Source organism: Streptomyces sp. WAC 06738 (assembly GCF_003945505.1).
In the GTDB taxonomy this organism is placed as follows: Bacteria; Actinomycetota; Actinomycetes; order Streptomycetales; family Streptomycetaceae; genus Streptomyces.
On record NZ_CP029618.1, the window covers coordinates 5,357,504 to 5,369,946 of the forward strand.

The following is a 12,443-nucleotide window of genomic DNA, read 5'->3' on the forward strand; positions in this document are numbered from 1 at the left end:
CGTCCCGGGTCAGGGGTTCGGGGGTGGGTGGTAGCCCGTTCTCTTTTCGATGCGGTGGGCCTCTGCCGTGTGGCGGGCGGCCTTGCCGGGGGTGTGCGTCGCGTGGGCGATCGCCGCGAGGGCCGTCAGGGCGTGGTGGGCGGTGAGGGGGAGGCCGAGTTCGCGGGCCGTGGCCAGGGCGAGTTCGGCGTGGTCCGTGGCCGTGGCCGGGTCGCCGGTGTCGAGACGGAGGAGGGCCAGGGCGGCGTGGGCCTCGGCCTCCTGGTGGCGGAAGGCGCAGCGGCGGGTGAGGGCCAGGGCCGCCGTGAGGTGGTCCGCGGCACGGGTGAGGTCGCCGCGCATGCGGTGCAGGCGTGCGAGGGTGATCAGGGCGTCCGCCTCCTCCGTGGGGTCGCCGCCCTCGCGGGCGGTCCTGAGGGCCCGTTCCGCGTGGGGCCCGGCGAGGTCGGGGCGGCGCCTGCCGAGGTGGGCGCGGGCGACGGCCTCGTAGGCGTCGGCCTTGTTGTGGCGTTCGCGGTGCTCCCGGCAGAGCCGCAGGGCCTCGGTGGCGTCCGCCAGGGCCTCCTCGTACCGTCCCAGGTGGTGGTGGACGAGGGAACGGTTGATCAGCGGGCTGATGGCCCGCGAGGGCTGCCGGTGGTGCAGGCAGACCTTGATCGACTCGGTGGTGCACGCGAGTCCGCTGTCGAGCTGCCCGAGGTAGACGTGGATCAGCCCCAGGGTGTTGAGCGAGTTGGCCAGTTGCACCGGCATGTCCAGGGAGCGCAGCACCTCCATGCTCTGCTCCTGCCAGTGCAGCGCCCGGCGCATCTCGCCGTGCTGGCCCGCGTGGACGGCCAGGTTGCTGAGGATCGCCGCCTCGCCGTGCTTGTGGCCGGTGGCACGGTAGTCGTCCAGCGCGCGGTGCAGGGCTGCGAGCGCGGCGCCGGAGTCGCCGGTGCTCTGCCGCAGCAGCCCCAGGCTGTGGTACATCGCCCCGCGCGCCAGCACGTCGCCGTGCTCTTCCGCCGCGCGCAGCGCGGCCGTGACCGTCGCCCGCCACTCGGGCTGGTGACGGCGGTAGAAGAAGAACATCCGCAACTGGTCGGCCAGTTGCCAGGCGATCGCGTACGGCCCTGCCGTGGCGGCGCGGCTGACGACGGCGACGAGGTTGGCCCGTTCCGCGTCGAGCCAGGTGAGCGCCTGCGGTCCGGCGCGGAACCGGCCGGAGGGCTGACGGGGGCGGGGAAGCTGGGCCAGGCCCGGGAAGTCGACGGCCGTGGCGGCGTCCGTGGAGGTCAGGTACCAGTCGCAGAGCCGCCGCCACGCGGCCTCGTGCCCCGGGTCCGCCGCCGCCCGCTCGGCGGCGTAGAGCCGCAGCAGGTCGTGGAACTGGAACCGGTCGGCGCCCGTGTGCTGCACCAGCCCCGCCGTCGCCAGCCGGTCCAGCGGTTCCTCGGCCGCCGCGGGCGGGCAGCCGAGCAGCGCGGCGGCCGACGCCGCCGTGAAGTCGGGCCCCGGGTGGAGCCCGAGCAGGCCGAAGAGCCGGGCGGCGGCCGGCTCCAGGGCGGCGTAGGAGTGGTCGAAGGCGGTACGGACCGCGGCCTCGCGGTCGCCTGCGATGGAGAGCTTCGCCAGCCGCCCGTCGCCGGCCAGCTCGTCCGCGTACGCCTCCAGGGAACGCCCCGGCCGCGCCGCCAGGTTGGCCGCGGCGATCCGCAGCGCCAGCGGCAGCCGGGCGCACAGCTCCGCCAGCCGCGCCGTCGCCGCGGGCTCGGCGGCGACGCGCCGCTCGCCGAGGATGCCGGCGAGCAGGTCGCCGGCCTCGCCGGGGCGCAGCACGTCCAGCGGTACGGGGTGCGCCGCGTGGCTGGCCGTCAGGCCCCGCAGGTCGGAGCGGCTGGTGACGAGCACAGCGACGCCCGCCGTGCCGGGCAGCAGGGGGCGTACCTGCTCGGCGTCCGCGGCGTCGTCGAGCACCAGCAGCACGCGGCGGTCGGCGACCCGGCCGCGGAACGCCCCGGCACGGTCCTCCAGCGACTCGGGGACGGCGGCGGCGTCCTCGCCGGAGGCGCGGAGCAGGGCGGCGAGGACGTCGGCGGGGTCCCGGGGGCGTTCGCGGGTGCCCTGGAGCCGTACGTACCACTGGCCGTCGGGGAACGCCCGCCGCAGCCGGTGGCCGAGGTGGACGGCCAGCGCCGACTTGCCGACCCCCGGCGAGCCGGAGACGACGACGGGCGCGGCGTCGGGTGACTCCAGCAGTTCCGCGAGGCGGGCGACGAGATCGGTGCGGCCGGCGAAGCCGCGTACGGCGGGCGGCAGTTGGCACTGCGCCAGCCACGCGGGCGGGGCGGACTCCGGCCGCCGCACCGGGGTGGCCCCGGCGGGCTCCGGCACGCTCAGCTCCGGGTCGCCGCCCAGGACGGCCTGGTGCACCTGCTGGAGCGGCCGGCCCGGGTCGATGCCCAGTTCCTCGGCGAGCAGGCGGCGGATGCGCCGGTAGTGGTCGAGCGCGTCGGCCGGGCGGCCGCAGCGGTAGAGGGCGGTCATGTACTGGGCGGCCAGCCGCTCGTCGAGCGGGTGGGCGGCGCTGCGGGCGGCGAGTCCGGTCAGCAGCGCGGCGTGGTCGCCGAGGCGCAGCCGCACGTCGGCGCTGTCCAGCTCCGCGGCGAACAACTCCTTGGCGAGGGCTTCGCGTACGCCGTTGAACCACGGCGTGTCGACGCCGGGGAACGGCAGGCCGCGCCAGAGCGCGAGTGCCTCGCGGAAGAGCCCGGCGGCCGCGGCGTCGGCGGTCGTCGTCGCGGCGCGGGCGCGGGTGAGGAGCAGGCGGAAGCGGTGGACGTCCACCGAGCCGGCGGGTCCTACGGCCAGTTCGTAGCCGTCGGGGCTGCGGTTGAGGCTTGCCTGCGAGCCGGCCAGGGTGCGGCGCAGGCGGGACAGGTAGCTGTACAGCGTCTCCGTGGCCCGTTGCGGCGCCGCGTGCCCCCACACCCGGTGGACGAGCTGCGCCGTGGGCACCGCGCGGCCCGCGTCGAGCAGCAGCGTGGCGAGGACGCTCCGCTGCCGCGCGGGCCCGAGATCGACGGGACGGCCATCGGCTGCCACGGCGTCGATCGGGCCGAGCAGGTGAAACTCCATGCGCGTCCTTCGTCTGCCTGGCCGCCCGCCGGGCGGCTCTGCCTGCGGATGCCAGGTTCCTGCAAGGTCCGTGCCGGGTGCGTTCCGCGAGCGGGCCGCCCGGGTCCGCGAGTTGCCGCACGGTGGCTCGGAGGGGATGCTCGCCGGCCTCGCGCCGGCGATGCGCTGGCGCGAGGCCGGTGCTGGAGGTGCGCTGCCCCGCCGGGGTGGACCGGGACCTCCGGCTGGACGGGCGGGGCCTGACGCTCGTGCCGTCGTACTTCGCAGCCGACGCCCCCGTGAGCCTCGCGGACCCCGGACTCCCGCCCGTCCTCTGGTACCCGGTCGACCACCGGCGGGCCCCCGTACCCCCCGGTCCCGGCCGTCCCCCGGAGCAGCGGCTCGCCGCGCTCCTCGGCCGGGCCCGGGCGGCCGTCCCGCACGCCACCGCGCACGGCGCGACGACGGGTGAACTCGCCCGCGCCACCGGTGTCTCCGCCTCCGCGGCCAGCCGCCACGCGGGCACGCTGCGCGGCGCGGGCCTGATCACCACGGTCCGCGACGGCGGCTCGGTGCTGCACACCCTCACCCCGGCGGGCGCGGCGGTGCTGCGCGCGTCCGGCGAGGCAGGCGGGGCGGGCGGGGCGGGCGCGGCGGCGGCCCGGCGGGCCGGGGACCGGACCGCGGACCGGGCCTCCGACCGGACCGCGTGGCCGGGCCTCCGACCGGACCGCGGGCCGGGGTACGGCCCGGGGCCCGGCCCGGCGGCCGGACGCGGTGCGGATCCGGTGCGGCTGCGGGCGGAGCCGGAGTGGTCAGCACGAATCCCCCCTCTTGCACTCCCCGTGCGTGCCTGCACGGGGTGCAACGGAAGGGCCGGGCCGTGTCCACCCGGCCCTCCGCGTTGCGGACACCACGATCACCCGCCGGGCCCTCCGCGGACGACCCCTTTGACCTCCACCGCAAACCCCCCGGTCAGCGCCCCGACACCGACCCCGACCCGGCGGCCACCGCCGGGTCCGCCGTGCGGGGTCGTCCGGTCCCGTACGGCCGGGGCCGGCTTCGTCCCGTAGCGGGGGCCCCGGGTGCGTTCAGAAACTGAACGCGGATGAGTGGACGTCGGGTTGAGTCCTGACGAGAGGTGTTGACAGCGGTTTCGGGCGGCTCTAGTTTCTGCCACGCCCCTCTGAGAGCGCTCTCACCCTCCTTTGTCCCCCACTCATTGCGAGGTACGCAGCTCGTGGGACCACATCCGAAGCACAGACGCATCCTCCTGGCCCTCACCGCCGCCGCCACCGTCGCCGCCGGGGCCGCGCTGCCCGCCGGGCCGGCGGCCGCCGCCGAGATACCGGTGGGGCGGGGGAGTTACTCCGACACCCGGCCGCCCGGCACCTCGGGGCCCGTCGACAACGCCGGGCAGCCGGTGACGCCGAAGGTGACCGAGCGGGTCGCGGACCGGCCCGTACCGACCAACGACTGGTGGTCGTCGCTCGCCTTCCAGCGGGCCGCCGACAACCCGTACTCCCTGCCCATGTTCGGCCACCCCCTCAGCTACCGCGCCGTGGCCGGCGGCCTCGAGGTCGGGTACGCCACCGAGCACGTCGTCGTCGGGGGCGGCGTGCAGTACGAGTTCCAGCACAAGGCCGACCTCACCCTCGGCGTCGCCGGCCTCAACGCGCCCGACGCCCGGGCGGACGGCTGGTCCGACTGGACCGTCAGCCCGTACTGGTCCGGCGGCGGCCGCACCCTGCGCGCCACCATCGGCCACGGCAGCCCGTACGTCTACGCCGAGGCCACCGGCGGCGCCGCGCAGATCACCGCCGCCGCCGCGCCCCAGGTCTTCGCCGACGACGGCAACGCCCTCGGCATCACCGTCGGCGGCAAGCACTACGCGCTCTTCGCCCCCACCGGCAGCGACTGGACCGTCTCCGGCAGCACCCTCAGCGCCGACCTCGGCGGCAAGGACTACTACTCCGTCGCCGTGCTGCCGGACCCCGGCGCCTTCGAGACCTTCAGCCGCTACGCCTTCAGCTTCGTCACCGGCTCCCGCGTCGACTGGGACTACGCGCAGGACCAGGGCCGCATGAACGCCACGTACACCCTGCAGACGGAAGCCCGCGAAGGCACCGAGACCGGCACCCTCCAGGCGCTCTACCCGCACCAGTGGAAGCACACCTCCGACCAGCTCACGGCGTACGAGTACGTCTCGCCGCGCGGCACGATGAAGGTCCGCGAGGGCGCCTCCTTCACCACCTCCCAGGACGTCACCGGCGTCCTGCCGGCGCTGCCGAAGTCGGGCGGGGTGGACCAGGGGCGGCTGACCGCCTTCGTCAACGAGGTCGCCGACACCGCCGCCGTCGGCCGCGCCGACACGTACTGGACGGGCAAGGCCCTCGGCCGCCTCGCGCAGGTCGTGCCGCTCGCCGACCAGGTGGGCGCGGCCCAGGCGCGGGACAAGATCCTCGGGGTGATGAAGGCGCGGCTGGAGGAGTGGTTCACGGCGGGCGGCGAGACGGAGTTCTCGTACGACACGGTGTGGAAGACGCTCACCGGCTACCCGGCCTCGTACGGCAGCGACACGGAGCTGAACGACCACCACTTCCACTACGGCTACTACGTCATGGCCGCCGCCGTCGTCGCCCAGTACGACCCCGCCTGGGCCGCGGACTCCGCCTGGGGCGGCATGGTCCGCGAACTGATCGCCGACGCCGCCAACCCGGCCCGCGACGGCGACCGCTACCCGTTCCTGCGCGGCTTCGACGTCTACGCCGGCCACAGTTGGGCCGCGGGCCACGCGGGTTTCGCGGCGGGCAACAACCAGGAGGCGTCGTCGGAGTCGGTCAACCTCAGCGCCGGCCTCATCATGTTCGGCGCCGCAACGGGCGACACCGAACTGCGCGACCTCGGCGTGTACCTGCTGACGACGGAGTCGGAGGCCGTACGCAACTACTGGTTCGACGCCGACGAGGACGCCTTCCCGGCGGACTTCCAGCACAACACGCTGGGGATGGTGTGGAGCGCGGGCGGCGCGCACGCCACGTGGTGGACGGGCAACCCGGAGGAGATCCACGGCATCAACGTCCTCCCGGTCACCGGCGCCTCGCTGCACCTGGCCCGCGACAAGGCGGCGATCGACCGGAACCTCGCGGAGATGGAGCGCGAGAACGGCGGCCCGGCGGTCGAATGGCGCGAACTCCTCTGGGAGTTCCAGGCCCTGAGCGACCCGGCCGCGGCGCGCGCGGCGTACGCGGCGGGCGGCGGCGGCACGTACGCGCCGGAAGCCGGCGAGTCGTGGGCGCACGTCTACCACTGGATCCACACCCTGGCGGCGACGGGCGCCCCGGACCCCACGGTGACGGCGGACAGCCCGACGGCGGCGGTCTTCGCGACGGGCGGCACGAGGACGTACGCGGCACACAACTACGGCGCGACGGACCAGACGGTGACCTTCTCCGACGGCAAAACCCTGAGGGTCCCGCCCCGTTCCTCCACCACCGAAACCGGCTGACCCACCGGCCCCCACCCGTGCCCCGCGCCGCCCTGAACCCCGACCCCGCGGGGCGGCGCGGGGCGCACCTTGTCCGTAACTATCGGGATTATCTGTCCGGGAAGGTCTAGTCCAGAGGTGTCGGTAACGCTAGGTTGATGCAACGTTACGTTCGTTGTCACAGGGGTGGGGCTTCTGTATGCGGTACCTGGTACCCGTGGCCGGCGCGCTGATCGCCGGCCTCGCTTTTCTGTCCGGCTGTTCGGCCCAGCAGGATGCCGAATCGGAGGAAAAGAAACCGCGGGCGAGCAAGGTGGTGGAGTCCGCGCCGGAACCTCTGACGGGGGCGGAGCTCAAAGCGCTTACCTTCAAGGATGGCGAGGTGCTGCAGGCGCGCGAGGGGGGTATGGAGGTAACGGAGTTTGCGGCGGAGGAATGGGAGCGTAAATTTCCGCCCGTATCGGATCCTTACTGTCAATTCGTTGTTGACGTCCGCGGCGGCAATAATTCATCTGCCGGAGTGTCTCAGATATTCAACTGGAAGGACAGCATCTTCCCCGGTGATTCGATTATCGCCGCTTACCCAGCGGGGCGGGCGGAGAGCGAGTTCGATAGCCTCCGGGAGGCGCTTGACCGTTGCGAACCATACGAGGGTGAGAGCTACGCCGGAGATTTCCGGGCAAGGATCGAAGAAAGATCGACCGCCGAGTTCGGTGACGAGTCCCTGACCTTTCTGGAGATCATTCCGTCGGATCATCCTGATGATCCGCGAGAGCGGGTGGAGCACTTCACCGTGGTGCGGGTCGGTGACGTCATCGCGACCTTCAGCAGGTACGACCTGGGGCGCACCACGCCCTTTCCGGTGGACTTGATCAAAAAGCAGGTCGAGCGGCTGGCCGAGGCGCAGGAGCAGCGGGTCAGGTGAGGAGTTGTTCTGCGGGGGCTGGGAGTTCCTGGCCTATCAGGGCGTGGAGGCGGGGGTAGGCCGTCGGGTGGCCCAGGAGGATGGCTGCCTGGAGGGTGTTCGCTTCCGGGTCCAGGATGAGTTTGGCGTAGCGGGGAGCCGGGGCGGTGTGGGTGTAGGTGAGTTCTACCGTGGCCTCCCCCGTGGCGTGGGGGTTGCCCATGCTGGCGACGTCTACGCCCGGGAGTTTCAGCACCGTTGACGGTTCCGCCGGGGAGAGCGGAGGTGGCGGGGTGGGGTTGTCGGTGAGGTGGCCGGCGACTGTGGTTGCCATGTGGTAGCCGGGGGCCACCGTTCCCGTGCGGCGGCCGTTGATCGCCGCGCAGTCCCCTATCGCCCAGATCGCCGGGTCCGGGGTGCGGCAGTCCTCGTCCACCAGGTAGCCGCCCCTCTCGCCCCTGGGCAGGTCCGCCGTCGCCGCCAGGTCGTCGCGGGGGCGGGTGCCCGCGGTGAAGATCACCAGGTCTGCCCTGACGCGGGTTTCGTCCGTCAGGGTCACCCCTGACACGGTCCCGTCCCGTCCCGCGTCGATGGACTGGAGTGCCCGTCCTGGGTGGAGATCGATGCCTCTTCTGCTCAGGCCCGCCGCCAGTAACTCCGCCGCCGTCGGGTCCAGTTGCGCCGGCATCAGGTGCGGGGCCGCCTCCACCACGTGCGGGCGTACGCCCAGGTGGCGGCCGAGTGCCTCCGCCGTTTCCAGGCCCAGCAAGCCCCCGCCCACGATGACCGCCCTCTTCCCCGGTGCGGTCTCCGCCGCCCTGCGGATCGCGTTGACGTCGTCCAGCGTCCGGTAGACGTAACACCCCCGCAGCTCCGCCCCCGGCAGCGGCGGTCGGGCGGGGACAGCCCCCGTCGCCAGCACCAGCGCGTCGTACGGCAGGCGTTCCCCCTCTGCCGTCACCACTTGGCGTGCCGGCCTGTCTATTTCCGCCGCTCTTGTACGGGTGAGGATGCGCAGTCCCTGGTCCTCCTGGGTTTCCAGCTTCAGGTCCGCATCCTCTACGCCCCGCAATCTGTCCGTCAGCCCTATGCGGTTGTACGCCCCGTGCCTCTCCTCGCCCAGCACCGTGATCTGCCACCGGTCCCCGCCGTCCCGGGCGCGCACCTCCGCCACCAGGCGGTGCGCCGTCATTCCGTAGCCGATCACCAGCAGGCGCTTCATGACGTGCTGCCCGCGAACTCCGCGCACATCTCCCGGACTTCCTCCACGCACGAACCACACCCCGTCGTCGCCCTCGTCGCCTTCGCCAGCGCCTCCGCCGTCTGCGCGCCCCCTTCCCACGCCTGGGCCAGCGCCCCCTTCGTCACGTTGTTGCACCGGCACACCACCGCCTCCGGCGGCAGTTCCGGCAGGGGGCCCGTGCGCGGGGCGGGGCGGCCGAGGAGGAGCGCCAGGCGGCTTTCCGGGAGGGGGGTGTCCGTGGTGTAGAGCTGGGTGAGGGTGGCCAGAGCCTGGGGGAGGCCGGTCAGGACGGCCGCTCGCAGGCGGCCCGCGGCGTCGAGCGAGAGCCGGGCGTAGCGGCCGCGGGCCGGGTCGCGGTACGTGACGATCTCGTCCCCCGCGTCGCCCCGCCCGTCGCCCAGCACCCCCAGCGTCAGCCCCGGCACCCGCAGCCGGAACACCGGGCGCCGCCCGGCGGCGAGTCCCCGCGGCGCGCCCTTGCCCGTCAGCGACCGCGCCACCGCCTCCGCCTGCTCCCAGCCCGTGTGCAGCGAACCCCCGGGCTCCGTGCAGTCGCCGACCGCGCGGATCGCCGGGTCGCTCGTGCGGCCCGCGGCGTCGACCAGCACCCCGGTCCGTACCGCCAGGCCCGCCGCCTCCGCCAGCCTCGTGCGGGGGCGGACGCCCGTGCAGCACAGGAGGGTGTCCCAGGCCAGCGGCGACTCGTCGGCGAGCACGACCTTCCCCGGCTGCACCTCCGCGGCCACCCGGCCCAGTTCCAACCCGACGCCCAGCCCGTCCAGATGCCGGGTCAGCACCTCGCCCGCCTCGGCGTCGAGGCGGGCGTCCAGCGGGTACGGGCCCGGGTGCACCAGCGTGACCCGGCGGCCCGCGCGGCGCAGCGCCGCCGCGGTCTCCACGCCGAGCGGGCCGCCGCCGAGGACGACGATCTCGTCGCCGCGCACGCGGGCGCAGTCGGTGCGCGAACGCAGCCCGGTGACGCCGTCGATCAGCCAGCCCGAGGCGTGCCGCAGGCCCGGGACGGGCGGGAGGTGCGGGCGGGCGCCGGTGGCCAGCACGAGGGTGTCGTACGGAATCCGGTCGTGTTCCGTCGTACGCACCTGCCGCAGCCGGCGGTCGATGCCGGCCGCGGAGACGCCGTGGCGGAGGGTGACGTCCGGGAGGTCGGGCAGCCGGAGGTCGGCGGGGGTGAGGCTGCCGTCGAGGACGGCGGGGAGGAGGACGCGGTGGTACGCCGGGCCGGGTTCGGCGTCGAGGAGGGTGACGGGTCCGTCGTGGCCGTGGTGGCGCAGGCGTTCGGCGACACGGTGGCCCACGGGGCCGCCGCCGACGATCACGATGCGGGAGGCCGGTGGGGTCTCGCGGGGCCCGAACCCGCCCGCCGCGGCAGCGGGTTGCCCGGCCCGCGCCCGGCGCCTTTGCCGCACCGTGCCCGTACGCCTCATCCCGTCGCGCCCCGCACCGCCGGCTCCCGCACCCGCTCCGGCAGCCCCACCGGCTCCACGCTCACCGCGCTCACCTTGAACTCCGGCATCCGGCTGCGCGGGTCGAGCGCCGTCCCCGTCAGCAGGTTCGCCCGCCCGTGGCCCGGGAAGTGGAACGGCAGGAACACCGTGTCCGTCCGCAGCGTCGCCACCAGCCGCACCCGCGCCAGCACCGCGCCGCGCGGCGAGCGCACCCGCGCCAGCTCGCCCTCCGCGAGACCGGCCCGCGCCGCCGTGTCCGGGTGGATCTCCACGATCGCCTCCGGCGCGGCCCGTACCAGCTCGGGCACCCGGCGGGTCTGCGCGCCCGACTGGTAGTGCGCGAGCTGCCGCCCCGTCGTCGCCCACAGCGGGAACCGGTCGTCGCGCGCGTCGGCCGGCTCGCGGTGGTCGACGTCCTGGAAGCGCGCCTTGCCGTCCGGGTGGGCGAAGCGGTCGAGGAAGAGCCGCGGGGTGCCGGGGTGCGGCGGGGAGCCCTCGGGGGTGGCGGGGCAGGGCCAGTGCAGCGCTTCGCCCGCGTCGAGGCGGTCGTAGCTGACGCCGCCGTAGTCGGCCGTGCCGCCGCTGGACGCGCGGCGCAGCTCGTCGAAGACGCGGCGCGGTTCCGCCGGGAAGCGGTCGGGCGGTTCGCCGAGGCGGACGGCGAGTTCGTGGAGCACGGCCAGGTCGGTGCGTACGCCCGGCGGCGGCGTCAGGGCGCGGTGGCGCCGCAGGACGCGGCCCTCCAGGCTGGTGAGCGTGCCCTCCTCCTCGGCCCACTGGGTCACCGGCAGGACGACGTCCGCCATCGCCGCGGTCTCCGACGGTACGAAGTCCGCGACGACCAGCAGGTCCAGCTCCGCCAGCCGGCGCTGGACCCGGTCGGCGTCCGGCGCCGAGACCACCGGGTTCGAGCCGAAGACCAGCAGCGCCCGCGGCCCGTCCGCCGTGCCCAGGGCGTTCAGCAGCTCCGCCGCGCTCAGCCCGGGACCCGGCAGGCTCTCCGGCGGCACGCCCCACACCCCGGCGACGTGCGCCCGCGCCCCGGGGTCCGTGATGTGCCGGTAGCCGGGCAACTGGTCGGCCTTCTGACCGTGTTCGCGGCCCCCCTGCCCGTTGCCCTGCCCGGTCAGGCACCCGTACCCGGAGCCCGGCCGCCCCGGCAGCCCCAGCGCCAGCGCGAAGTTGACGAACGCCGCCACCGTGTCCGTGCCCTTGCTGTGCTGCTCGGCGCCGCGCCCGCTGAGGACGTACGCGCGCCGCGCCTCGCTCAGCAGCCGCACCGCCTCCCGCTGCGCGTCGGCCGGCACGCCGGTCACCAGCTCCACGCGCTCCGGCCACCAGCCCGCCGCCCGCCGCCACGCGGCGCGGAAGCCGACGGTACGGGCCCGGACGTACTCCTCGTCGTGCCGCCCCTCGGTGACCGCGATGTGCAGCAGCCCGAGCGCGAGCGCGAGGTCGGTGCCGGGGGCGGGGGCCAGGTGGAGCGCGGCGCGCTCGGCGGTGGCGGTGCGGCGCGGGTCGATGACGATGAGGGCCCCGGCCTTGTTGAGGTGGCGCATCAACGGGGGCATCGTCTCGGCGGGGTTGGCGCCGGCGAGGAGCACGGTGTCGGCCTCGCCGAGGTCGGTGACGGGGAACGGCAGCCCGCGGTCCAGGCCGAAGGCGGCGATGCCCGCCGCCGCGGCGGACGACATGCAGAACCGGCCGTTGTAGTCGATCATCCGGGTGCCGAGGGCCACGCGGGCGAACTTGCCGAGCAGGTACGCCTTCTCGTTCGTCAGCCCGCCGCCGCCGAAGACGGCGACGGAGTCGGGGCCGTGCGCGGCGCGTATCTCCGCCAGCCGGGCGGCGACCGTGTCCAGGGCGGCGCCCCAGCCTGCGGGAGCGAGGCGGCCGGTGCGGTCGCGGACGAGCGGGGTGCGCAGCCGGTCCTGGGCCCGGAGGACGGCGGGGGCGGTCCAGCCCTTCTGGCACAGGCCGCCCTGGTTGACGGGGAAGTCGGCGTCGGGCTCCACGCTCAGCGGTTCCGCGGGGGTGGCGCCGGGCCGCAGGCGGGTGCCGCACTGGAGGGCGCAGTACGGGCAGTGCGTGTGCACCGCGGATCGGGGCGGCGGGAGCGGGGTCGGCGAGTACGGTGCGCGCGAGGAGCCACTGCTCATCCGGATACCCCACTTCAGGCGTCACCGACTTCGGAGCCGTACGGGCATCATCGCCCGCCGGGGGCGGGGCGGGAATTGGCAGATT

6 protein-coding genes and 1 pseudogene are annotated in these 12,443 nt (G+C 74.9%); 3 read left to right on the top strand and 4 right to left on the bottom strand.

The window, feature by feature from the left end; genetic code table 11:
• Positions 1–9: 9 nt before the first annotated feature.
• The gene (locus DMB38_RS23815) at positions 10–3,120 is read right to left on the bottom strand and encodes a BTAD domain-containing putative transcriptional regulator (RefSeq protein ID WP_125936874.1); all 3,111 of its coding nucleotides are present in this window, start codon (positions 3,118–3,120) and stop codon (positions 10–12) included.
• Between the two features lie 88 nt (positions 3,121–3,208).
• On the opposite strand from DMB38_RS23815, the pseudogene DMB38_RS37085 reads away from it, so the two are divergent.
• The 3 genes and pseudogenes from DMB38_RS37085 to DMB38_RS37090 form a co-directional block, all read left to right on the top strand.
• A pseudogene (locus tag DMB38_RS37085) lies at positions 3,209–3,776 on the top strand (helix-turn-helix domain-containing protein); the annotation flags it as partial.
• Positions 3,777–4,366: 590 nt separating this feature from the next.
• A complete protein-coding gene (locus tag DMB38_RS23825; RefSeq protein ID WP_240662736.1) occupies positions 4,367–6,607 on the top strand; it encodes a glycosyl hydrolase in 2,241 nt (746 codons plus the stop codon).
• A gap of 196 nt (positions 6,608–6,803) precedes the next feature.
• Positions 6,804–7,511 carry a hypothetical protein gene (locus DMB38_RS37090; RefSeq protein ID WP_240662437.1) on the top strand — a complete coding sequence of 236 codons (708 nt, stop codon included), beginning with the start codon at positions 6,804–6,806 and terminating at the stop codon, positions 7,509–7,511.
• Here DMB38_RS37090 and DMB38_RS23835 read toward each other — a convergent pair.
• From DMB38_RS23835 to DMB38_RS23845, 3 genes are read right to left on the bottom strand one after another with little or no spacing between them, the layout of a single operon-like run.
• The gene (locus DMB38_RS23835; protein ID WP_125936876.1) at positions 7,504–8,712 is read right to left on the bottom strand and encodes an FAD-dependent oxidoreductase; all 1,209 of its coding nucleotides are present in this window, start codon (positions 8,710–8,712) and stop codon (positions 7,504–7,506) included. The two genes, DMB38_RS37090 and DMB38_RS23835, sit on opposite strands and share 8 nt — an antisense overlap.
• Positions 8,709–10,160 carry an FAD-dependent oxidoreductase gene (locus DMB38_RS37535; protein ID WP_276314969.1) on the bottom strand — a complete coding sequence of 484 codons (1,452 nt, stop codon included), beginning with the start codon at positions 10,158–10,160 and terminating at the stop codon, positions 8,709–8,711. The genes DMB38_RS23835 and DMB38_RS37535 overlap by 4 nt, the downstream gene beginning before the upstream one ends.
• 14 nt (positions 10,161–10,174) lie before the next feature.
• A complete protein-coding gene (locus DMB38_RS23845) occupies positions 10,175–12,358 on the bottom strand; it encodes a molybdopterin oxidoreductase family protein (protein ID WP_125936877.1) in 2,184 nt (727 codons plus the stop codon).
• Positions 12,359–12,443: the final 85 nt, after the last annotated feature.